Source organism: Amylolactobacillus amylophilus DSM 20533 = JCM 1125 (assembly GCF_001936335.1).
Lineage (GTDB): Bacteria > Bacillota > Bacilli > Lactobacillales > Lactobacillaceae > Amylolactobacillus > Amylolactobacillus amylophilus.
Genome location: NZ_CP018888.1, coordinates 672,919 through 695,782, shown reverse-complemented (window position 1 = coordinate 695,782; position 22,864 = coordinate 672,919). Strand labels below are relative to the sequence as shown.

26 protein-coding genes and 1 riboswitch are annotated in these 22,864 nt (G+C 46.1%); of the genes, 12 read left to right on the top strand and 14 right to left on the bottom strand.

Going from position 1 to position 22,864, the window contains the following annotated elements:
• Positions 1-9: 9 nt before the first annotated feature.
• From dapB to lysA, 5 genes are read right to left on the bottom strand one after another with little or no spacing between them, the layout of a single operon-like run.
• The gene (gene dapB, locus LA20533_RS03775) at positions 10-780 is read right to left on the bottom strand and encodes a 4-hydroxy-tetrahydrodipicolinate reductase (protein WP_056945857.1); all 771 of its coding nucleotides are present in this window, start codon (positions 778-780) and stop codon (positions 10-12) included.
• Positions 780-1,658 (bottom strand): 4-hydroxy-tetrahydrodipicolinate synthase, encoded by an 879-nt coding sequence (gene dapA, locus LA20533_RS03770; RefSeq protein WP_054746179.1) that lies wholly within the window; start codon positions 1,656-1,658, stop codon positions 780-782. The genes dapB and dapA overlap by 1 nt, the downstream gene beginning before the upstream one ends.
• Positions 1,655-2,806: an N-acetyldiaminopimelate deacetylase gene (locus tag LA20533_RS03765; RefSeq protein WP_054746178.1), complete on the bottom strand. Its 1,152-nt coding sequence runs from the start codon at positions 2,804-2,806 to the stop codon at positions 1,655-1,657. The genes dapA and LA20533_RS03765 overlap by 4 nt, the downstream gene beginning before the upstream one ends.
• 4 nt (positions 2,807-2,810) lie before the next feature.
• Positions 2,811-3,521 (bottom strand): 2,3,4,5-tetrahydropyridine-2,6-dicarboxylate N-acetyltransferase, encoded by a 711-nt coding sequence (gene dapD, locus LA20533_RS03760; RefSeq protein ID WP_056945858.1) that lies wholly within the window; start codon positions 3,519-3,521, stop codon positions 2,811-2,813.
• A complete protein-coding gene (gene lysA / locus LA20533_RS03755) occupies positions 3,508-4,863 on the bottom strand; it encodes a diaminopimelate decarboxylase (RefSeq protein WP_054746177.1) in 1,356 nt (451 codons plus the stop codon). The genes dapD and lysA overlap by 14 nt, the downstream gene beginning before the upstream one ends.
• Positions 4,864-4,958: 95 nt before the next feature.
• Positions 4,959-5,144, bottom strand: a riboswitch (Lysine riboswitch).
• Between the two features lie 74 nt (positions 5,145-5,218).
• Here lysA and LA20533_RS03750 point away from each other — a divergent pair.
• Complete coding sequence (locus LA20533_RS03750) at positions 5,219-5,905, top strand: NAD(P)H-dependent oxidoreductase (RefSeq protein ID WP_056945859.1); 687 nt, start codon at positions 5,219-5,221, stop codon at positions 5,903-5,905.
• A complete protein-coding gene (locus tag LA20533_RS03745) occupies positions 5,892-6,077 on the top strand; it encodes a restriction endonuclease subunit S domain-containing protein (protein WP_056945860.1) in 186 nt (61 codons plus the stop codon). The genes LA20533_RS03750 and LA20533_RS03745 overlap by 14 nt, the downstream gene beginning before the upstream one ends.
• 8 nt (positions 6,078-6,085) lie before the next feature.
• On the opposite strand, the gene LA20533_RS03740 is transcribed toward LA20533_RS03745, so the two are convergent.
• A complete protein-coding gene (locus LA20533_RS03740; protein WP_056945861.1) occupies positions 6,086-6,718 on the bottom strand; it encodes a DNA-3-methyladenine glycosylase in 633 nt (210 codons plus the stop codon).
• A 41-nt stretch (positions 6,719-6,759) separates the two neighbouring features.
• On the opposite strand from LA20533_RS03740, the gene LA20533_RS03735 reads away from it, so the two are divergent.
• Positions 6,760-7,125, top strand: a complete 366-nt coding sequence (locus LA20533_RS03735) for a DUF488 domain-containing protein (protein WP_056945862.1) — start codon at positions 6,760-6,762, stop codon at positions 7,123-7,125.
• Positions 7,126-7,129: 4 nt separating this feature from the next.
• Here LA20533_RS03735 and LA20533_RS03730 read toward each other — a convergent pair whose 3' ends face one another.
• Positions 7,130-7,903 (bottom strand): TerC family protein, encoded by a 774-nt coding sequence (locus LA20533_RS03730; protein ID WP_056945863.1) that lies wholly within the window; start codon positions 7,901-7,903, stop codon positions 7,130-7,132.
• A 442-nt stretch (positions 7,904-8,345) separates the two neighbouring features.
• On the opposite strand from LA20533_RS03730, the gene LA20533_RS03725 reads away from it, so the two are divergent.
• Positions 8,346-9,119, top strand: coding sequence for a pyrroline-5-carboxylate reductase family protein (locus LA20533_RS03725; RefSeq protein WP_056945864.1), 774 nt, complete (start codon positions 8,346-8,348; stop codon positions 9,117-9,119).
• Positions 9,120-9,177: 58 nt separating this feature from the next.
• Positions 9,178-9,720, top strand: a complete 543-nt coding sequence (lepB, locus tag LA20533_RS03720) for a signal peptidase I (protein ID WP_056945865.1) — start codon at positions 9,178-9,180, stop codon at positions 9,718-9,720.
• Between the two features lie 50 nt (positions 9,721-9,770).
• Here lepB and LA20533_RS03715 read toward each other — a convergent pair whose 3' ends face one another.
• Both LA20533_RS03715 and LA20533_RS03710 read right to left on the bottom strand, forming a co-directional pair.
• Positions 9,771-10,457 (bottom strand): NAD-dependent protein deacylase, encoded by a 687-nt coding sequence (locus tag LA20533_RS03715; RefSeq protein ID WP_054746170.1) that lies wholly within the window; start codon positions 10,455-10,457, stop codon positions 9,771-9,773.
• 45 nt (positions 10,458-10,502) lie between these two features.
• Positions 10,503-11,321 carry a hypothetical protein gene (locus LA20533_RS03710; RefSeq protein WP_056945866.1) on the bottom strand — a complete coding sequence of 273 codons (819 nt, stop codon included), beginning with the start codon at positions 11,319-11,321 and terminating at the stop codon, positions 10,503-10,505.
• 118 nt (positions 11,322-11,439) lie between these two features.
• Here LA20533_RS03710 and LA20533_RS03705 point away from each other — a divergent pair, with 118 nt between their 5' ends.
• Entirely contained in the window at positions 11,440-11,910 is a 471-nt protein-coding gene (locus LA20533_RS03705) for a hypothetical protein (RefSeq protein ID WP_054746168.1), read from the top strand.
• Positions 11,911-11,954: 44 nt separating this feature from the next.
• Here the strand turns inward: LA20533_RS03705 and cls are convergent, their stop codons facing one another.
• The 4 genes from cls to LA20533_RS03685 all read right to left on the bottom strand — a co-directional run bounded on the left by cls (position 11,955) and on the right by LA20533_RS03685 (position 17,514).
• Entirely contained in the window at positions 11,955-13,412 is a 1,458-nt protein-coding gene (gene cls / locus LA20533_RS03700; RefSeq protein ID WP_057890711.1) for a cardiolipin synthase, read from the bottom strand.
• Between the two features lie 49 nt (positions 13,413-13,461).
• Positions 13,462-14,154 (bottom strand): zinc metallopeptidase, encoded by a 693-nt coding sequence (locus tag LA20533_RS03695; protein ID WP_056945868.1) that lies wholly within the window; start codon positions 14,152-14,154, stop codon positions 13,462-13,464.
• 31 nt (positions 14,155-14,185) lie between these two features.
• Positions 14,186-14,704, bottom strand: coding sequence for a GNAT family N-acetyltransferase (locus LA20533_RS03690; RefSeq protein WP_054746167.1), 519 nt, complete (start codon positions 14,702-14,704; stop codon positions 14,186-14,188).
• Positions 14,705-14,766: 62 nt separating this feature from the next.
• Positions 14,767-17,514: a YhgE/Pip domain-containing protein gene (locus LA20533_RS03685; protein ID WP_056945869.1), complete on the bottom strand. Its 2,748-nt coding sequence runs from the start codon at positions 17,512-17,514 to the stop codon at positions 14,767-14,769.
• Positions 17,515-17,736: 222 nt separating this feature from the next.
• On the opposite strand from LA20533_RS03685, the gene LA20533_RS03680 reads away from it, so the two are divergent.
• The 4 genes from LA20533_RS03680 to LA20533_RS03665 all read left to right on the top strand — a co-directional run bounded on the left by LA20533_RS03680 (position 17,737) and on the right by LA20533_RS03665 (position 20,416).
• Positions 17,737-18,702, top strand: a complete 966-nt coding sequence (locus LA20533_RS03680; protein WP_056945870.1) for a ring-cleaving dioxygenase — start codon at positions 17,737-17,739, stop codon at positions 18,700-18,702.
• Between the two features lies 1 nt (position 18,703).
• Entirely contained in the window at positions 18,704-19,324 is a 621-nt protein-coding gene (locus LA20533_RS03675) for an alpha/beta hydrolase (protein WP_057890710.1), read from the top strand.
• Between the two features lie 256 nt (positions 19,325-19,580).
• Positions 19,581-20,132, top strand: a complete 552-nt coding sequence (locus LA20533_RS03670) for a DUF6036 family nucleotidyltransferase (protein ID WP_056945872.1) — start codon at positions 19,581-19,583, stop codon at positions 20,130-20,132.
• Complete coding sequence (locus LA20533_RS03665) at positions 20,129-20,416, top strand: hypothetical protein (protein WP_054746163.1); 288 nt, start codon at positions 20,129-20,131, stop codon at positions 20,414-20,416. Before LA20533_RS03670 ends, LA20533_RS03665 begins: the two co-directional genes overlap by 4 nt.
• Positions 20,417-20,498: 82 nt before the next feature.
• On the opposite strand, the gene LA20533_RS03660 is transcribed toward LA20533_RS03665, so the two are convergent.
• Complete coding sequence (locus LA20533_RS03660) at positions 20,499-21,329, bottom strand: alpha/beta hydrolase (protein ID WP_082611540.1); 831 nt, start codon at positions 21,327-21,329, stop codon at positions 20,499-20,501.
• Positions 21,330-21,467: 138 nt separating this feature from the next.
• Between LA20533_RS03660 and LA20533_RS03655 the strand changes: the two genes are divergently transcribed.
• On the top strand, positions 21,468-22,169 hold the full coding sequence (locus LA20533_RS03655; RefSeq protein ID WP_054746162.1) for a ribonuclease H family protein: 702 nt from the start codon (positions 21,468-21,470) through the stop codon (positions 22,167-22,169).
• Between the two features lie 14 nt (positions 22,170-22,183).
• Entirely contained in the window at positions 22,184-22,855 is a 672-nt protein-coding gene (locus tag LA20533_RS03650) for a Fic family protein (protein ID WP_054746161.1), read from the top strand.
• Positions 22,856-22,864 lie beyond the last annotated feature (9 nt).

The following is a 22,864-nucleotide window of genomic DNA, read 5'->3' as shown; positions in this document are numbered from 1 at the left end:
ACCTTCTTTTTATAAAATATTTTCTAGACCCACGATGAAATCTTGATTGTCTGAGACGTAATTCAGTGCCAGCTCGACCCCACGCATGAATGAGGCACGGTCAAAGGAGTCTTGGCGAATGGTTAAAGCTTCGCCGGCTGCGCCAAACAGTACTTCCTCATGGGCGACGTAACCTGGGAGGCGGACCGAATGAATCTTAATTCCTTCGTGGTCGAGTCCACGCGCGGGGGATGCAGCTTGTTGGTCGTGGAACTTCTTTTCGGGCGTCACTTCTCTGATTGCTTTGGCAGTGGCTAGCGCCGTACCTGATGGAGCGTCCAGTTTATCTGCATGGTGGAGCTCAATTATTTCCACATCTGGGAAGTAACGCGCTGCTGTTTGCGCAAACTTGAGTAAGAGAATCGCCGAGAGTCCGAAGTTCGGTGCGATGATACCACTCATTTCTTTCTTGGCGGCGATTTGGCGCAATTGGGCGATCTCAGTGGTGCTCAGGCCACTGGTTCCGATGACAGGTTTCAGACCGTGTTCTAGCGCAAACTTTGCGTTGGTGAAAACAGCGCTTGGCACACTGAAGTCAATCCAGATGGCATCATTAAGGGTAATCTGCTGTAAATTATTGAATACTTGGACAGAACTAGCTAGGTTGAAATCGGTAGGATTTAACGAGTCGATATGCGGGTTATAGACTCCCGCCAGCTGGAATTCTGCTAGACGTTCAACCAGTTGTACAACTTGACTTCCCATGGAACCGGTAAAGCCAGCTACGATAACTTTTTGCATTAGGCGTGCCCCCCTACTAACTCTAGTGCTGCTAAAACCGCATCCTCCTCTGCGGAGGTTAGGGGAACCAGTGGTAGGCGGCAACTGTTGTACAGGTAACCCTGGTATGCTAATGCTGCTTTTACCGGTGTCGGCGAAGGGTAAGAGAATAAAGCCAGCATCTTTGGCTGTAGTTTACGCATAATACTTGCGGCATCTAGCACGTTTCCCTGGTCGACCAAAGTGTACATTTCCCGCATTTCCGCCCCGTAGAGGTGACTGGCGACAGATATTACCCCCGTTGCACCGAGCTCCTTTGCGGAGAGTGCCTGTGGGTCCTCACCTGTATACACCAGGAAATCGTTGGTGTGCTCGACGATGAACGAGATGTCATTCAGTGAGGTACACTGCTTGATGCCCGCGATGTTTTTGTTATGGGCAAGTTCAACGATTGTTTCATTCTCCATCACAATTCCGGTCCGTCCGGGGATATTATAGATTAGAATTGGCACTTTTGAATTGGCTGCAACGGCCGAAAAGTGTGCTAGGAGGCCACGTTGACTGGTTTTGCTGTAATAGGGTACAACAACGAGTGCGTAACCAATGCCCTGAATCTGACTCACCTCATTTGTGAGGGCGATGGTCGCAGCGGTATTGTTTGAGCCTGTACCGGCGATGATTACTGCTCGTCCGGCAACTATCTGCACGAATTTACGGTAGAGTTCCAATTGCTCATCGTTAGTTAGGGTAGGGGTCTCACCGGTTGTACCACCAATGACGAAACCGGTGGAACCAGTTGCTATCAGGTGATTAGTTAATTTTTCTAACGCGCTAAAATCGATTTCGTTCTCCGGGGTAAATGGAGTGACGATTGCGGTAACAATATCGGCATTTTTCATTGGTTGATCTCCTCATAGTTCTCAATAAATTTAGTAAATGCAGTCACGCCTTTTTGAAGAGCGGCCTCATTGGGGTTAAAAGTAGCGGAATGGAGTGAACTTGTTGGACCGACCCCGAGCCAGAACATTGTGCCGGGTATCTGAGCCAGTAGGTAGCCGAAGTCCTCGCCGGTCATCGCAGCCTTAGTCTGCGTGAATTGAATGGTTGAATTATTCTGCATGAATGAGATAAAGGCGGCCGTGGTGTGTGGGTCGTTGACTACAGGGAGGTAGCCGCCCTGATTGAGCGTGACGTTAACTTCAGCGTTGAAGCTAACAGCGATTCCCGCAGCAACTTCTTTAAGTCGGTGCCCAATTAATTCAATCATCGGTTGGGTAAAACCACGAATTGTCCCTTCGAGGCGCACTTCGCCGGCGATCACATTGCGGATCGTCCCTGCCGTCATTTTGCCAAAAGAGAGCACGCCACCCTCAGTTGGGTTAACGTTTCTCGAGACAATTGTTTGTGCTTGCGTAATGAATTGACTTGCTGCCACAATCATGTCGTTTGCTTGGTGCGGGAAGGCGGCGTGGCCACTCGTGCCGTGGAAGTCGACGTTAACTTCGGTTGTCCCCGCAAACAGGGTGCCAGCGTTGCAGCCAATAGTGCCCGCTGGTAACGCGGGGTTGACGTGGAGAGCAAAGAATTCATCTGGTCGAAAATCACCTGAGAACAGACCTGCATCGTAAGCCAATTTACCGCCGTTTTGACTTTCTTCCCCGGGTTGAAAGAAGAAGACAAAGTTGTTCCTGGGTTGGTGTTCGCTCAGATGGCTGAGCACTCCGAGAGCAACTGTCATGTGGAAGTCGTGCCCGCATGCGTGCATTTGTCCGTCTATTTGTGAGATGAACGAGGAGCGGAGTTGTTCATCTACCGGCAAGGCATCCATATCGGCACGATAACCGATCGTTTTCTCAGGGTTACTCCCACGCACTCGTACAAAAATGGCGGTTGGCAGCTCCTGAACGGTTCTTACTTCTAGGTAGTCTTGTGGTAGCTTACTAATCTCCGCCAACAGAAGCTTTTGCGTCTGATATTCCGCCAAGGCAAGTTCTGGAATTTGATGTAACTTTCTTCTGATAAGAATTAATTCTGCTTCTTTTAACATAGTCCTACAACTTCCTTAGCGCGGCTTGCAGGCCGGTCTTACTGATGGTTTTTGCATCCACGTCCTTGATTTTGCGAGCGGGCGAACCGGCAACAACGGTATGCGGTGCGACATCATCGATGACAACGGCTCCTGCAGCAATGACGGCGCCCGTACCTACACGGACACCCTCGATGACGACTGCATTAGCACCGACCAGTACATCATCCTCGATAATCACGGGTGTAGCCGATGCCGGCTCTATGACCCCGGCGAGTACTGCACCGGCACCGATGTGGCAGTTAGCGCCGACGGTTGCTCGGCCACCGAGCACAGCGCCCATATCAATCATTGTATTTGTGCCAATGATGGCTCCAATATTGATAATGGCGCCCATCATAATCACCGCATTCTGGCCAATCTCTACTCGGTCACGGATGATTGCGCCGGGCTCAATTCTGGCTGGGATTTCGGTAGTATCGAGTAGTGGTACGGCTGAGTTTCTGGCAGCCGATTCGATCCGGGAGGAGGTGATAAACGCTTGATTTTCCCGCATGAATTTACTAATATCCTCGTATTCGCCGAATAAGATGCCGGTTTTTTGCTCGATGAAAGCCTGAATGCTCTCCGGGATTACAAGGTCTGCCAATTGGCCGCCAATGTAGACCTTGACTGGTGTTTGTTTCTTTCCGTTCGCGATAAAATTGATTATTTCCTGGGCACTAAATTCTGACATTGTCTGTTACTCCTACTTTTCCTTGTGATTGTGTTTCGTTTGGTAATGGGATGTTTAAGCGGGTCAGGTCTGCGTATGTCTCTCGTCTAATCACTAGGTGATCTTGGCCGTCCTCCACGAACACGACCGCAGGTCTTGGATTATTGTTGTATGAGCTGGCCATTGAGTAGCCGTACGCGCCAGTACTCTGCATGGCAATCAAGTCGCCGGGCGCAAGGTGAGGGAGGGTGATGGACTTCTGAAGAATATCACCACTTTCACAATATTTACCCGTGATTCTGATGGTCTGAGGGGCCAGGTTGTGTTCATTGGTTAACTCGACGGGTACGAAGTTATACGTGGCATCATAGAGGGCGGGGCGAATATTATCGCCCATCCCGCCATCGACTGATATGTATTGCCTAATACCGGGGATATGCTTGCTAGAGCCGACTTGATATACCGTGGTTCCGGCCTCTGCAACAATGCTACGACCGGGCTCAATCCAGATTTCCGGTAAGGGATAGTGCTGTTCTTGTACATGTTGGACAAAAGTATCGGTTATCTGGGTCATCAGCTGAACAGGAGTATTTGGGTTGTCGTTTTCGGTGTAGCGTACGCCGAAGCCACCGCCAATATTCACGATTCTCGCCGTGAAGCCGAATTTGCTTCGCCACTTCGTTAACAGGTTAAACGTGCGCTCAAGTGCCTTCTCGTAGCCGGTAGCAGCAAATATCTGTGAACCAATGTGGAAGTGGATACCCTGAATCTTGATTCGCGGTGAGTGGAGAAGTTGTACGAGTGCCTCCTCAGCCTGGCCGCTCGCCACGTCGAAACCAAACTTCGAGTCTTGCTGGCCCGTAAGGATATAGTCATGGGTTTCGGCGGTGACACCGGGAGCAATCCGAAAGAGAACTTCCTGGGTAGTTTGCTGTTCTGCCAGCACCTGATTCAGTAACTCGATTTCGTGAAAGTTATCCACGACAATTTTGCCAATACCCGCGGTCACAGCTGCGGTTAGCTCGGCTTTACTCTTATTGTTACCGTGGAACTCCATCATGGCAGGATCCATTCCGGCTGCTAGTGCTGCGTATAATTCACCCCCCGAGACGACATCACAACCGAGCTGCTCTTGTTGCAGCAACTGATACATCGCCGTGCTACAGAATGCCTTACTTGCATAGATGACCCGATGAGCTAATTTACGTTTGGTGAATACCTCCTTGAAGGCCCGCATTTGCTGCCGCATGAGTGCGACATCATAGATAAACAATGGTGTGCCATATTTTTCGGCCAGGTATGGTACTGGCACGCCGCCAATTGTTAAGTGGTCATTTACATAATTCGTTGTCCCAAATAGCATGAGCAATTCCTCCAAGAATTTCGGTCAAAAAAACCTCCATCGAAAATAGATTCGATAGAGGTTTAGTATGATTTCTGAAATTAAACTACCATTTCCAAAAACATAGCGCTCCTCAATAAGCTTGGTAAAACTCATTGAGACAGTCCAGCGGGTATTTCCCGGTGGCCCAACATCCAACAAGTGCATTCTTGCAAGACATTTCGGCGGACATCCTTACGTTACCTTCATCGTGAATACACACTCCAGTACCTTCGTGATTATCCGCAACCTCTATAGTGTTGTGGTTTTTTATATTTGAATGTATATTGATGTTAGCAATCTACCAAGACAATGTCAATTAGAAAATGGAAAAACAATGAAAAAAACTATTGTGCTTTCTCACCCAAAACTAGCAGAATCGGCGGTCCAATCATTTTTGCTCGAGGGATTAAACTGGCTTGATGCCGGAGTAAATATCATTAAACTCGACCAAAAGTTGTTGAGGTCCACCCTGAGTTTGGCTGAACAACGCGAATTAATATTAAACAGTGCTGAAGTTTTTCTTCAGTTTCCCTTATATTGGTACTCGGCACCAGCCTCGCTCGCTCAGTGGCAGGAGGAGCTCTTCACTGATAAGTTTGTCCACGATCTACAGGAGAAGAACAAGGTCCAGCCAGCAACGCTTGCAGCGGTTATTTCTATGGCTGATAAAAGTGCCGATTTCGGCGCGGGTGCGAGGATTGGCCGGACCATTAGTGAACTACTAAGCCCGTTTCAGGCTTTCGCTGAGAAGGTGGGATTTAGCTATAGGAAGCCGTTTATCATTGAGCAATTTAATTATCAGACACCAAAGCAGCAGGAGCGGACGCTGATCGAATATCTGATGTATATCGCTGATGCGGATGCCAGTTTCGAGCAGAGAAGCGAGTGGCTACTGGCTCAGCTCACAAAGATTGAGCAGACAGCGAATAGCGCGATCCTGCGTGATTATTTGCAGCAACAGTTGGATGAGTATCGACTGTTAGATGCGACATTAGGGGAGATCAAAAATGACCGAGAATGAACAGCGACCATGGTTTGCAGAAATCATTGCACGAGAGATTCCAGAACATCAAAGGTATGAGGAACGGGCGTTGCTGGCATATTTGCAGGAACATCTGGCTGAGTTAGACAAGAGAATAGAGCAGAAGCAGCAACAGATTGACGGGGAGCTCTGGAATCATGAAGGTTGGTAGAGCTGAGCTTATCGCCAACCGAAGTTTGCCAAATCGTAATCACGTTTTCTTAGCCGTGAGACGAATGGATTACCCGAAACGTAGAAGCGTAGAGGCGCATTAGCCCAGGTTGCGTCGCTAGCATTAATGCCGATTCTGGGTGATGCTGCGATGGTGTTTGGTGTCTTTTTGTGGTCGAGATTGACCGTGAAAGGCGAGTCGGTTAGCAGAAGTAAATCTGCTGATTTATCCACTACACCGAATGCCTGCATAAATTTGCCTGGTCCGTTTGTCAGCTCGAAACCGCCCTTTATTCGGTTGGCCAGCATGATTTCTTGCCCAATTGTTGGCTGAATAGCCCGAATGAGGATTCCTTCAGGATTATCTTTTTCTTGGGTGCTAATATCGAGGAAATAGTACTGGCGCCGGCTGTAGATGTAAAGGGATCCACCAACACAGTAAAGTCCTTCGTTGGCCGGGCTGCGGTGACCGCCATAAGAGTGGGCGGCACAATCTGTCGGCCCAAGATAGGCCTCCGTTTCAACAATCAATCCACCGACAAGGCCATTTGGTGAATCGTAGGTCAGCTCACGGCCTAGGAGATCCCGGGCTATTTCTGCGGTTGAACGGTTTTGGAAAAAGCTTACTAATTTTGAATGCATCGTTATTCCTTTGTTGTATGATTATGTTTGAGGTGAACAGAATGGGTAAATTAAGTTTATTACGTATTTACGATAAGGAGCAGCCAGCAACCGGATATCGGATTCTGGTCGATCGGTTGTGGCCACGTGGCGTTAAAAAGGAGCGAGCGCGAATTGATTTGTGGAGTAAGGAGACTGCACCGAGCACCGAGTTACGTAAGTGGTTTAATCATGAGGACGATAAATATCCTGCCTTCAAAGAAAAGTATACTGCTGAGTTGAACGATAACCAAGCTACTGAGGAATTGGTCAATTTGGTAAAACAAAAACTACAGCAAGATGATGTTTATCTGATATATGGTGCGAAGAATCAGACACATAATGAGGCTGTAGTTTTGTTGGATTATTTAAGGGATTTAATTGAGTGAATGATTAAGCATGCTTATTCTGTGAGTACATCGTCTTCTTGGGTCTGAGGAAATGATAGAGGATGGTTCCGGCAATAATCACCAAAATGATGATGGCAAAGATGTTGTTGGGCACCTCATAGTCGATAATCGGTAGGGCCAAGAACAACTTGAATGAGATTAGCATGATGAGCACATAGGCCATGTACTGCAATTCTGGGATGATCTGCATCAACTTGATGATAATCTCGGCCACCCCACGCATTGCGAGGATGCCAATCATGCCACCAAGTAGGACTATGACGGGATTGCCAGACAAGGCGAGTGCTGCTAGAACGGAGTCGATTGAAAAGACGATGTCCATGAGCTCAATGCTGATTACCACCCGCCAGAATAACGACAAAACATGTTTGCGAGCTTGTGCCTGCTTAGATTTATGTTCTGGTGTCTTTGAAGTCGTTGGGTGATGCTGTTTCCAGAAGAAACTAGCAGCCAAATAGAAGAGGTAGATGGATCCAAGAGCCTTGATTTCCCACCAATGAATGAGGTAAGTACCGATGCCAATCACGATGAAACGGAACAGGTATGCTCCCCAGAGGCCATAAATCAGCGATTTCCTCTGTTGTTTCTTGTCTGGTAGGCTCTGCGTCTGTGCGGCCAGGACGACGGCATTATCGACTGACAACAGACATTCCATTAGTACTAATGTTAAAATTAAGAGCCAGTCGTTGGCAGAGGTTAGGACAGTCTCCCAATTGTGCAGGTCAAAAAAGGGTTGGTATATATTTAGTAATTTCACTAGTCACGTGGTTCTCTTTCTAATTCAATTAGGTCCTCATGCATTTCTCGACCGCCACGGTATAAACCAAGGCTCTTGTTGTTGAGAACAACTCGATGGGAATGGTGAACTTCTTCCGTTTGTGATCTAAGTACTCTTTGATTTGGGTAACGTATGGTTTGATCTTGGCGGCATCCTTGATGAGCATCTTTTGGGGGTAGAATGAAGAAAATTCGTAGAATTGGTTATCCCGTGAACTAACGAAGTCGAGCCCGCGATTGGTTGCAGCGACAAGATAGTAGTAATCTTTATACTAAATAAAGTCATAATACAGGATGTCTCTTTTAATACCCATGGTACCCTCCAAGTCTCTAACTGCGTTAATTGTATAAGACTTGGCGTTAAATATCAAAATGAATAACGGAAACTTAAGAATAATAGCATATTAGAATGGAGCAAAATAATGAATATATATGTATTAGGTGCGGGCTCGATGGGTGCGGCACTGATTGCTGGATTGTGTAACCTAGAAAATGTTTCACGTGAAAACATCTATGTCTTATCGGGACACACAGAATCGACAGCGAAAATTGCCCATAAGTACCAAATTAATCCCGTGGGCCAGTTAGCCGAGTTTTCTGGTGCGGATCTAGTGATTAATGCCACTCCGGTTGATGTCACCCGGACTATTTTGCCCAAACTGGCTAGCATAATTACTGCAGAAACGGTCGTAGTCTCGGTCGCATATGGCGTTGATGTACCCGAACTAAAACAATTGTTGGGGCGTGTGACCGGGCTCATTTACATGATTCCGAATATTCCGGTGAGCGTCAATCAGGGCGTACTTGCGGTGGACAGTACAGTTGACCAAGCAAGTGAAGACACGCCTGTAATGGAGTTGTTAAGGGGCTTAGGTCAGATTGTACGAGTAGAGGCTGACTTGCTGGATGTGGTTAGTGCCGGGGGTGGTAGTGCACCAGCGTTTGCTGCAATCTTTGTCGAGGCTTTAGCTGACAGCATGGTGCTTCATGGCTTAGGTAGAAAGGTTGCGTACCAGGTGGCAGAACAGATGCTCCGTGGCACGGCAAGCCTGCTCCTCGACCGACAAATCCTGCCAGCACAGCTAAAGGATTTAGTGGCATCGCCAGGTGGTTCAACGATTAGGGGTGTGAATGCACTCGAACAGCACGGCTTTAGAGCTGCCGTGATGGAGGCCATTACAAAAACTATCGCTTAAAGTCACATTTATTTCATACATTGCTGTTATCATGAACGAAATGGGAGCAAAAGCGTGTATGATTAAATTTTTTGTTAGAAATATTCTCGCCATTGTAGTTAGTGTTGCGATTCTTACCCTGATTTTTACTAAGGTAATCGCTAACGCCAAGGTGGTCGGAGATTCTATGAACACAACTTTAAATGCTGGTGATCGGGTGATTGCCTTGCGGCGCTCGAATCCACAACGCGGGGACATCGTACTGTTTAAGGCGCCGGATGGCAGCGGTCAATTCTATATCAAACGGGTGATTGGCGTACCGGGGGATTCAATCAGGATGCGAAATGATGTCTTATACGTTAATGATCAAATTCAGCCAGAAAATTACCTTGGTACTGCACGAACGGACTATCAACAACAAACTGGCAATCATTATACCGGAGACTTTGATTTGTTCACCTTAACGAAGAGGTTCAATGTCCCGGTCAATCAATTCTTTGTAATGGGGGACAATCGCCCCAACTCAACCGATAGTCGGGTATTTGGCTTTGTCAGTAACGCGACCATCGTTGGTGTTGTCCTAGTCCGTTACTTCCCGCTCACGCATATTCAATTATTTTAAAAAGTCGAAAAAAGATTAGCGTAACGGAGAAACGGGCTACGCTAATCTTTTTATATTTGATTGAAAATATCCGTGGCGTCGGCGATGATACTATTGAGTTCTGCATCTTCGCCAATCGGTTCGCGGTTGATAACCCAGATCTTCGCTAGGGCGTTACGGTAGTTGAGTAGTTGCGCAAAGGGATAGACGCGAAAGCTCGTACCGACTAGGACGATTAAGTCTGCTTCACTAAGGATTGCTGCAGATTGGCTTAACTTGTCCAGATTGATGGACTCGTTGTAGAGGACGATTCTCGGCCTGATGATACCGCCATCCGAAGCGTGGATGTATGATTTAGCATACTCTTGGTACGTGAATTTGCGCTGACACTGCTGACAAAACAAGTCATATAAATTACCGTGAAACTCAATCAGATGCTTTGCGCCAGCCTTACTATCCAAACCATCCACGTTTTGTGTAATGATCCAGCCCTTTTCATTAGTGATGGCAGCCATTTTGCGGTGAATAATGTTTGGCTCGGCGGCCGGGTAGAACATGTTGTCCATGACGAAACGGTAGAAGCTATCTGGGTGCTCGCTCAGGTTATCATGGCTTAAGAGATACTCTGGATTGCTGTGGCCCGAATATAGGCCTCCTTTAGAGCGGTAATCGGGGATGCCCGAGGGCGTGGAGACGCCTGCCCCAGTTAGGAAAACGATGTGTTCATAATCTGTTAAGTCTTGTTGTAGTTCTGTTATTTTTTCGTCCATCTTTTTAGCCTCGAAAGCTAGCAATTAGGTAAATTAACGTGTAGTAGGTAAAATGTTTTTGCTATAAGTGGTCTGGAAACCTGGCGTAGTAGAAGTAAGTTCGGTGAATGCGTCATTTCTAGTGTACTTCTCCTGGTTGGGCTCATGATCGGGCACAGTGGTGGTAATAATAACCTCGGTCTCGTTGCTTGTCACGGCGAAGTTGCCGCGGGTCACGATGCCGGATGCATCGGAGAAACGTTCGAATGAACCATCGGGGTTATAGTTGGTTGTCGTGATTACGTGGTTTTCCCGATTTTTGTTAGTCCAGGTCCCGACTAGTTTGTCACCAGCATTTTCCGGCTCCTCCTGAAGGTAATTGGATAGGTAAAGGGCGGTAGGAAGCTTTGAGCTGGTTCCGATACTTTTGAATATACCGAGGTTAGAAACGTTGATGGTGTGGTCAAGATTAGTTGTGAGGTAGAGATATGTATCGAGACCCGGTGTTTGCGGATTGTAATTGGTTAATTTGAGCAGAAAAGTGTTATCGTATTCTGCAGCGACCCTGAATGTGCCAGCCTTTGCTTGGCCATCGCGGAGAATAGTGTAGGACCCATCCTCATTGAAGTTAAGCGATAATTGGTTTGTTGCTTCCCATGAGCCGATAATATTAAATTTTTGGACCTCCTCAGCCTTCTTCTGTGTTTCCGTGGCCGAGTTGGTAGAACTAGTTGAGGTTGATGTGGCAGCTGTTTGATTGTTGGTAGTTGATTGCGATGTTGAGTCATTATTCGGTTCTTGCTGAGAACATGCTGTGAGGATAGTAGTGCTAAGTAGTAGGACTGTGATTATTTTAAATGACGGTTTTAACATACATTTCTCCTTTAATGGTATACCTATTATGTGAAAGATTTAGTTAAAAAGCAAATCGAGTCCCAGATTTACCCCGAACAATGGTAAAATTAACGGTAAAGAAGAAGGAGGAAATACGATGTTCTATCTTATTCCAGTACTACTAGTACTTGGCTATGCGGTCTATAGCTGGTACTGGCAAACAACAATTAGTATCTACGCTAAATATCGCATTTCATCTTTAATTTGGTCGTTGCTACTCCTGACTTTCGCCTTTAACTCAGGCATGATTGATAAAAGTGATTTGTTCATTCAGATATTTCTTGCCGGATTCATTCTGATGAGTATTGTCGATGGCTTCGGTGGGATTTCTGAACAGAGAATCATCATCAGCGGCTATTTTAAGCGGTCGGTTAAGTATACTGACTTGGCGAAGATAACGCTGATTCCTGTACCACGGGCTAAGAAACCAGCGGTGATGGCCATCTTCACAACCTTGAAGAACCAGTCATACTATCTGCGGTTCAGCAAGACGATTGAAGACTTGATTCCGCTGCTGAATAACCAGACGACTGATCAGGTAAACATAGAAATTCAGAATTTAGAGTAAACAAAAAGGACAAAAACCAATTTGGTTTTGTCCTTTTTTAATGGTTAGAGAATTGGTGAGAGGAGGCGCGAGAGCCGCTGCTTGAACCGGAGCCAGCGCGATTGCTGCTTAATAATTTCCGGTGTTAGCAGCGTTGATTGCTTCATGTCCTCAATGAAGATATCTTGTAGTTTCTTTGTAATGGCCTCGTCGTAGAAGATGGCGTTCACTTCGAAGTTCAGCATGTAGCTCCGAAAGTCCTGATTCATCGTCCCAATTGAGCTAAATTTATCGTCCGTGATGACTGTCTTTGCGTGGAGGAAACCGTTGTTGTAGACGTAAATTTTGATGCCCATGGCTGTTAACGCATTCGCGTACCACTGCGTAGCACGGTAGATGAATGGGTGGTCTGGCATGCATGGAATCATGATTCTGACATCTACGCCAGCGCGAGCGGCGATCTGCCAGGTGGCGATCATGGCGTCGTCCGGGATAAGGTAGGGCGTCTGAATCCAAAGCTTCTCTTTCGCCTGAGTCATCATGCGGGTCATACCGTTCTTCAGGAACTCCTCGTCGTTGTCGGGTCCATCCGACACAATTTGAGTCGGAACGTTTACTTCCGTTAGGAGGTGTTCGTTTAGTTCGGGGAAGTACTTTGTGTCGAAAATAATTGCGTCGTCTGGTGTGGTGATGGAGGCGTTCCAGTCCATAATGAACCGTTCCTGGAGTAACAACGACGCAGACCCAACGATGCGGACATGGGTGTCGCGCCAGTAACCAAACTTCTTCTTCTCGCCTAGATACTGATCACCAACGTTGAAACCGCCGGTCCAACTGATTTTGCCGTCAATGACCACAATCTTTCTGTGTAAATGGTAATTGAGTCGATATTTACGAATTAGGTTGCGCGCCGTAACGAAGGGGACAACCTTGCCACCAAGATTAGTCAGTGGTTCAAACCAACTTTTCCGCGCACCGGGCGAGCCCCACGGATCATAGATGAGGTGGACCTGAACTCCTTCAAGCTGCTTTCTCTCGAGAAGTGAGAGAAATTTATTGCCGATGTGGTCGTTGAAGAACGAGTAGTACTCGACGTTGATGGTCTCTTTTGCTCCCTCGATATCCTTGAAAAGGGCGTCAAACTTATCATGACCATCAGTGAAAATGCTGACGTCATTGTTCTTGGTTAGAGGCGCGTCTTTTTTAGAGTTGAAGTAGGAGATGATTGTCTGACCCGCATCAGTGGTGTCGGTCTTGCCGGCCTGATTTGGCACAGGTGGGATCATCTCCTCGACCTTACTCAAACCAATATGCTCTTGGCTGTTAATGGCGAAGAGGTTCTCCTGTGCGAGCCCACGGCCGAAGAATGCGTAGAGAATAAAACCGAGTACAGGAAAACTGATGAGCACAAGCAGCCACGCAAGTGTGGTTGCGATACTTCTTGGCCTACGAAAGACAAGGTAGAGCGCAAGAATGGCGTTTAGAATAATGATAATTTGCCAAAGGCTGACTAAAAAATCCACTTTACACTCCTCCTTGTAATATGAATTAGTTGATTTAATTAGTTATTAGTTAGTCGTCTCGATTCGTGAACAACAAGACGAGACGTAGTAACTGTAGTAATGTGGAAAGCACTGCCGCAACGTAGGTTAGGGCCGCAGCACGCAGCACCTTTTTGACTGCGGGAATCTCCGTACTATCTAGGAGTGCGCTCTCACCCAGAATCGCGATGGCACGGTTAGAGGCGTTGAATTCTACGGGTAAGGTCACCAGTTGGAAAAGCACAACTGCGGCGAAAGCCCAGATACCGGCATAAATCAAGGTTTGGTTCATGCCGAGAATTATCCCGATGAGGATTAGTGGCATTGCCAAGGTCGAACCGAGATTCACGACGGGTACTAAGCCCGCGCGGAGGCGCATTGGCTGGTAGTTGTGGGCATCTTGAATTGCGTGTCCCACCTCATGTGCGGCCACGCCGATAGCCGCTACAGATGTGGAGTTTGCTGTTGAATCCGAGAGGTTGAGCGTCTTGTCGCGGCCGTTGTAGTTGTCGGTTAGATTACCGCTAATCTGGCGTACCTCGACATCATGAATGCCGGCGTGTTCGAGAATGTACTCTGCCGCTTCTCGCGCCGTGATGTTCTTGTGGCTACGAACTTTATCATACCGTGCAAAAGTTGATTTAACGTTGATTGCGGCCCACCCAGTTATTAGGAGGCCAATGATTACTAGGAAATAGTATGGGTCAAAGAAGAATGGAAACATAGACACCTCACAATGTTTAAATGATGGTTAATTACTGTTCAGTTGAATAGAGTCTGTAATGGATGCTTTGTTTAGTTTGAATGGTCCGTGCAAAACCGAGCTGTTCTAACTGGTGTTGTGCCACCACATTGTTAATTGGTGTGACTGCCTTTAGATACTGCAGGCCAAGTTCCTTAAATGAGAACTCAATCATGTGCTTTAGAATCTCGGTCATTACGCCATGATTCTGCGCCGCAGGTAACAACTCATAGTGCAGTTCCATTGTACGCTCTTCTGCGTCATAGTTTAGTAGCGCAAATTCGCCTAGAAACTCCTTTGAGGAGCGTTCTGCAATGCCCCAAATAAGCGATTGATCTTTCATTACCTGGCGCATGGCATCTTGAATAAACTTCACAGTGGCTTCTAAATCGAAATCAGCAGTGCGGCCGGCACTCAGTGCAACATCTTGGTTAGCTCTTAAAGGATTAATCTCCTTGACCGTGAATTTGTTGAGCCAGTCGAGATTATATCTTTTGGTCATGATGGGATGGTATAGTTCAAAGCGTTTCATTAGTTCGCCCTCCATTGAGCCTATTTTATCATATAAATATGTAATATAAGCGGCCGAAGCGTCTAATGAATAATCATGCTCTTCTGGGCACTCTTGTGGATCCGTTCAATCCAGGGATGGATGGCTGTGATGAGGATTGCACCAATAATCAGGAACAAGAGCCCAACGCCACCGAGGAAGAGCCAGTCCAATCTGAAGTTGTTCCAGTAGATACCACCGACAGTTTCACGCAGCGCATTGACCGCATAAGTGAACGGCAGGAATGGATTAATCGCCTGGAAGAACTTGCCAGATAGCACAACCGGGAAGTTACCACCTGCACCAGAAATGGAGAGGACCAGGATGATGATTCCGATTCCCTTACCAATGTTCCCGAATAACGCGACAAGCGAGTAGAGGACACTAAAGAAGGCGAATGCGATGAACATTGTGGTGAAGACGAACCAGACAGGTGACGCAACGTAAGCGTGAATTAAGAACATGTTACCGAGCGTCACAATGATGGCTTGAGTGAGCCCAACTACGAGGAATGTCAGATAACGCGCAAAGTACTGTTGGCGTTTCGAATACTGCTTCTTTTGCTTGTCAGAAAGGACAAAGTCTGTCGAGATGACACTTGAAAGGAGTAGGGCACCAACCCAGATACAAAGGGCGGTGTAGAATGGTGCACTCTGTGAGCCATAGGTAGGAATTGGGTAGAGCGTGTTCGTCTCTAATTCAACCGGATTAGCAAGGAAGTTTGCTTCCTTGTTTGCATCTCTTTTGAGCAACTTGATCAGCTTATCCATGTCGACAGTGTGTTCAACTTTGTCTAGAATCTTCGAACCCTTCTGGATCCCAGCCTTCAGAGTCGGCCAATCCTCCTTGATGAACTTGTCAGCAGTAGCCAGTCCGGCTTTGACCTCAGGCATCTTCTCGTTTGCTAAGTTGATGGCATCAGTCAGTTCACGCTCGATGCGTGGTAAGTCGTTTTGTGCCAGTAACATCAATCGTGTTAATTTGAGCTTTAACTCAGGATAGTCACCTTTGTAGAGATTCGCTAACGCATTAATACCTGATACAATCGTGCCCATGTTGTCGTTAACTAGCGTGTTTGCCCCGTGTAAGGCAGATTTGATTATTGGCGTATCAGTCTGGACCTTCTTTAAGAAGCTAGTTAATTGGTTGAGGACGGTTTTGGTGTTTGTGAGTAAGTCTGGAACTAGTGGCAATAGCTCGGAGTTAACTGTCTGAAGTGACTTACTTGCATCAGCCAGTAACGACGCTGTTTTGTCCAAAAAGTCGCTCACCGTTCCGGCAATATTCAATGCGTTTAGTTGGTCGATGCCAGCAGAAATCTGCTTGTTGACTGTTATCAGGTTGTTGAGCTTGCTAATTAGCTCGTCGGCACTAATCTGCGGCATGTTTTCTTTGATATCTTGAATGAGTTGGTTGCTCGACTTCGCTGTATCGATGAGCGTGTCTAGGCGGCTGATGATCGGTTGAAGTAATGTAGATTGTGGTAATCCAGCATTTTGTGCAATCTGGTTGTAAACGTCCTCTACATTTTGGAGCGTATTGCGCAGACTGGTGTTGACCCGGGTAATAGTTGCGGTATCTTCCGCCATGTTGGTTAAGATTGCCTCAATATCCTGCTTGAGTTGTGCACTATTGGGGTCGTTTTGAAGTTCATTAATCAATTTAATCAGTTGGCTGGAGAGATCATTAACATCGGTGACAGTGGTTTGGACAATGCTTAAGGCGGATTTCACAGTAGAGTCAACCACGGGAAGGGCCGCCTTCAGGGCTGGAATGAGTGAGCCCTTGGTGTAGGTTGTTAAACTCTCTGCATCCTGACTGAACTGTTTGATATCAGGCATGGCAGCCTCTAGCTTCGTCAGTAGTGTTGAACTCTGTTGCAACACAGTTAGGCTGGTGTCTAATGTCTCCGCCGCATTATCAAAGTTGCTGTCCGCGTTGTTCAAAAGTGTGCCAGCATTTTTGATGTTTGGAATGTTCTGTTGAGCCTGTAGTGACATTTGACCCACGTTATCTACTAGGGGGAGATATTGGTTAGCGGCAATTAATTTGGTGCTGAATTGATTTATTTCGGGAATAAACTTGGTGATTTGGTTCGCTTGGTCCAGCTTCTCATCTAACTCTGGTAGCTTCTGCTTAACGGTCTGTATTTCATTCAAATAGCCCTCGATAGTCGGTAAATCTGCATTTGTCTCGGTGATGAGGGATGCAAACCGTTGTAACATTGGTAGGTTATTCTGAAGGTCAATCCCGGCTTTGTTGAGAACAGTCACAAGCGTCTTACCGACCGTGGTCTGGAATTCGTCAGAGATGGTGGTCTGAAGGGTGCTTGCCCCGGTATCGGTGATTTTGGGTGCAACAGCGTTGATCTTGGTGTTGACGTAATATTCCAGCTTGGGCTTTGTCACCTTACCGTTGACAAAAGTCAGTAGGTCCTTTGAGAAATTCTTGGGTACGTAAATACCCGCATAGTATTTGCCGCTCTTAACGCCTTCTGTAACGGTGTGTTTGTTCGAGACAAATGTCCAGCCGAGTTTATCGTTATGCTTCAGCTGCGACGTCAGTTCCTTCCCGACGTTTATTTCCTTGTCATCGAATTTGGTGCCCGTATCCTCGGCGTAGACTGCAATCTTCAGGTCCGAAGTGTTGGAATAGGGATCCCAGAGGGCCCAAACGTTAAACCAACAATATAGTGCCGGTAGAATTAAAAGGGCCACAAACAGTAGTGTGGCTAGGGGGCTCTTGAATATTCTTTTCCAGTCAAGTACGAATAATTGTAGAATCTTCTTCATGTGTATCAAATCTCCTCAAAGAAACAATTATATACTAGGATAGTATAATTCCAAATATTTTTGCCCGATTAAAAAAATTCTTAATAAAATTTACTGTCTTAGACTTAAAATACCTATGGTTAAAAAAATACGCAAAATAGAATAAAAAACTTTACTTACAAAAAATAAGTATTATTATATTTGTAAGGTTGTTAATACTTATTATACAGGAGGAACCCCCACATGACAGAATTAATTGGCTTGCATCACATTACTGCAATTATGTCGGATGCTCCCAAAATTTTTGATTTTATGACAAATATTCTCGGTTTACACCTCATTAAAAAAACGGTGAACCAAGACGATGTTCGGACCTATCATCTGTATTTCACTGATGACCAAGGTAAGGCTGGTACTGATTTGACATTCTTCGACTTCCCAGGAATCCCTAAGGGTAGACAAGGTAAGAACGGTATTACTAGAATCGGCTTCCGTGTTCCAAATGATCGGGCACTCGAGTGGTGGGCTGGTCACTTTGACAAGAATAATGTCGAGCATACCGCAATCAAGGAGCGTTTCGGTGCAAAGTACCTCTACTTCTACGATTTCGATGACCAACAGTATCAACTGGTCTCTGACGAGAAGAACTATGGCCTAGGTGGCGGTGATTACTACCGTTACTCACCAATTCCTGAGGAATACGCAATTGTCGGCCTTGGACCGAGCTTTGTGACCGTGAACTACTTCAACCGGATGGACAAGGTCCTGACGGATCTGATGGGCTTCAAGCAAATAGACCGCGATGGTGACCTCTACCTCTATGAACTCCACGGTAACGGTCATGGCGCGCAGATTATTGTGGAAAATTCTGAGATTATGCTAGACCAGTTCCAAGGATACGGCACAGTGCACCACATTGCTTTCTCAGTTGAAGATGAACCAGCTCTGCGTGAGTGGATTGACAAGATTCGGAATTACAACTTGCCAAACTCAGGCTTCGTTGACCGTTTCTACTTCAAGTCTGAGTACTTCAGACCGGGCATCGGCGTGCTTTTCGAAATTGCTACAAACGGTCCTGGCTTCCTATTAGACGAAACCTACGAGGAAGCTGGTGTTCACCTAGAGTTGCCACCGTTCCTAGAGAGCGAACGGGAGGACATCGAGGCGCACTTAGTCCCATTCAATACAGATTCACCGAAGGGAAAATAAGATGGCCGAAATTACAGCAAACTACTTCTTCGAAAAATGTGAGGATAACGAGCACCCAATCTTGATGCTCCATGGCACCGGTGGAAACGAGAAGGATCTTGTGCCGATTGCGCGACTGATCAACGCTAAGGCGACTTTGATTGGTATACGCGGAAGGTTGGTAGAAAATGGGCAAACCCGTTATTTTAACCACACAGCGAGTGGTGGGTTTGACCTCGAGAGTCTGAGTAGCGAGACCGACTGGCTGCTGGAGCAGGTTGACCTATTGGCCAAAGAACATGGATTTGACGTTACTAAGCTGACGGTAATTGGTTACTCCAACGGGGCGAATGTTGCGATTTACAGCATGTTGGAGAAGTATGTCCAGTTTAGAAATGCCATCCTGTTCCACCCAATGGCCTTGAAGGAATCGCCGAAGATTCCGCGTTTGCCAGAGAATAAGGTCTGGTTATCACACGGTGACCGTGACCCAATCGTGAGTGCGGATAATTTTGAGTTTCTGGTGGGCGAGATCAATGCGGCTGGCATGGACTACACAATTTTCAATCACCAGCAGTCACATAACATCAACCGTGACGAGATGGTTGCAGCTAAGCAGTGGTACGACGAGCATATCTTGTAATCAAAGCTAATCCCTTAGTTAAGCGAAATTTAGGCAGTAAAATAAGTAAAATTATATTTGTAGAGAAGATTAAAATCGGCGACAAAAATAGCCGCCAACAAATACCCCGAAGATTCCTTCGGGGTATTATTTTGCCTAAAAAAACGGAATGGTAGATAAAGTGAGCGATAAATGATAGATAAAATGGTAGATAACTGTTATGTCGTGATACAATCTGTTGTGAAGCTAGTTATGGTAAATGTGAGGGATGTTTTGTATGGAATATATTAAATTATTTGATAGCTTAAACAAAAAACTCGCTCGTGAAAATTTAGAATTGGATATTCACTGTGTAGGTGGCTTTGTTCTAGAGTATTATGGATTAAAAGCTACCAGCGATATTGATGCGTTTTATGAATCTAACGAAAAGATAGATAGATTAATTGACGAAGTTGGTAATGAATATGGTGTAGGGACTAACTCCAGTCCTTGGCTGAATAATAGTATTCAAAATATCATTTCTAACAACAATTTAGACCAAGAGACTACCATTTACGCAGGTACAAACTTAACAGTCAATATTGCTTCACTTGAAACTATATTTGAAGATAAAATTGTATCTTCTAGGGTAAAAGATAGAGAAGATATTAAAGAGTTGATGATTGCTTTAAACAAACATGATTTAGCAAGTATAATGAAAATTTATGAATACTCCGATGGAACTACTGATCCGGCGGTAATTGTTGAAGCCTATATTAACGCTTTTGGGAGGGGTTCATTTGATGAGCAGGTCCGTGATAATCCAGAATTGAAGAGGTACTTGATATGAACATTGCACAGTACTATATTAAGGCGGCGGAAGAGTCACAATGGTCTTTCAAGCTCTGGATTAGGTATTTAAACAAGCATATAAGCCGCGCAGCAACGTTGATTACGGCAGATGATGTGAAAGTTATTACTGAATCGGGAAAGCTGCAGGAGTGGCAGAAAGCCATTTTAGAATTGGCAATGGATAAGACTACTATTATTTGGCAGATAGTTGTTGAATATTCCGAGCCAGCAAAAGATAATTGGCGCTACCAAGAGGCTGTGTCGCGGTGGCAGCATGCCTGATAAAGTAAAAAATCCTTATTTACAAGCTTCATTAGCCTGCAAATAAGGATTTTTTCTAGTGGATTTGTGAGTTAATTGGCATTTATTTGTTCGAATAGATGAAACTGTTGACGATCCCGATTACCAGTTGGTTATCGTGCATCTCGCTGTGTTCGGCTGCTGCTCCGCGCACCTCAACCTCGCTGAACCGCCGCACGATTGGTGCCAGGATGTACCTAATCGATTTGGCGGAAACGACGGAGATAAATTTATCTGTGTTGGTCTCGTCTTCGACGTTACCATAGACGTTCAAAACCGAGATGTTCTCCGGAAACTTACGGCGGTTGAGTAGCATACTGAGATAGCTCAGATTCATCAGGAGTGGGCGGCCCCGCCGGTTGAGATAGTTGACGTTTGGGATATCGCCGAGAAACATTACGCCGTCAAACGGACCCGCCACGAGGGCTACCTTCTGTAAGTGGGGAAACGAGCTCTTTCGCTTCGGTGACTTCATCTCAGTCCTGATAATACTTGGTGCACCAAGGCTGTGCCCGACTGCATTGTACTTGACGAAATGATATTTTTTGGCCAGGAACGGTAGAATATAGTTGAGGTAGTAGCAAATTGCGTATACCCCAACAATCTTCTGCTGGAAAATCAGTTGTATAACAGGATTCTCGTCAGCGGTCCATGTGCCCTCTAGTGTCACATTCTTGAAGAGGTCGACCGTCACCTTCAGAAACTTGGGGTTACCCTTCTGCTTCAGTGCCTCGTCGACCATCACCTTTGTTGTGTAGTCGCCCCCCCGGAAGCCGTGAATGTAAATGACGGGAATCTGGGTCAGGTGGTGGGGCTTCTCCTCAATGGTTGAATGATCGATTATTTTCTTGCGGTGGAGGTTTAGCAGAAAGCGGGTGGGAGGGAAAGTCGCCATGAGACCAAGTAGCACCAAGTGTGCGAAACTAGGTTCTTTTATTTGTTTAGCCAACTTGACCACCTCCCAGATTTTTCATGTTAAAATACTCTTGATATTCTAACACATTAATTATAATAGCTATAGCGAAGGACGATTATGAAATACTACGCAGTAAGAAAAGGCCGAATTACGGGAATTTATTACAATTGGGACGATACGAAACGGCAGGTTGATGGCTTTCCCGGAGCTGTCTACAAGAGTTTTAGCTCTGTACAAGACGCCAAGGCCTTTCTGGCAGGTGAGGAGCCAGCTAGGATACAGAGTTCTAAACTCCCGACACCTACCCAACAAAAGGCTCCGGTGAAGCAGCCAAAGCTAGCTCAATATGCTGCAATCATTTACACGGACGGTGGTTCGCGGAATACTGGTAATGTTGCCGGTGGGCATGTGCGAACAGGCGATAAAGCAGCCTGGGCCTACTTGATACAGGTGGCTGGCCAGAATATCTCTGCCTCGGCAGGTGAACTTGGGGCGACTAATAACAAGATGGAGATTACCGCGTTGTTGGCAGCTATGCGGAAATTAATTGAGCTGGGCCTAAATGAACAGAAACTATTGTTCGTGTTAGACTCGCAATATGTCCTGCAGGCTTTCACGAAGCGGTGGATCTACGGCTGGGCTAAGCGTGGTTGGACTAGATCTGCCGGAGAACTAGCTAACAAAGAGCTGTGGCAGGACATTTATCGGTTACTACCCCGTTTCAAGCAGATGAATTTCGAATGGACGAAGGGCCATGAGAACAATCAGGGCAACGTGTTCGTCGATGAGTTGTTGAATCAGACCATGGATCGGATGTGAAGAGGGAAAAAATAATGACAAAATTTCCAGATAAAATAGTTCTTAATCGGGCAACTAATATCAGGTATGCACGACAGAATTTCACTAATTTAGTTCACACTAGTGCCAGGTTCGAAGGAGTGAATACTACCTTGTCCCAGACCCAGACAATCATCGATGGAATGGCTGTTTCCGATGTTTCGTTAGCTGATATTAACGTGATTGTGGACCTGAAGCGGGCGTGGCAGTTCGTTACGGAAACGGCTGAACCCGTCACACTAGCTTTTGCTCAAAAAGTTAACCGAATCGTAGCCGCACATGATTCTTTAGCTCCAGGCGAGTTTAGAACGGGTCGTGGAGCTGTGACGCTCGGGTTGGATGAGCAATTTATACCTGAGTTGGTTGATGAAACTAAGGAAAATCAATTTTTGCATGAACTTTTCAATGCTGATATCTCGACGACAGATAAGGCACTAACGTTGATGTTTCATTTGATGCGTGGTCAATTATTTTGGGACGGTAATAAGAGAACCGCAACACTTGTCGCCAACAAAGTCATGATTGACGACGGTGCCGGCCTAATCAACGTTCCATTAGATCACTGGGAAGAATATAATAATCAGATTGCGTCCTTCTATCATACTGGTGAGTTAGGACCCATCAAGGCATGGGCATACGATATTGCCGTGCAGGTCCCGCAAATCTAGTCTAATTAC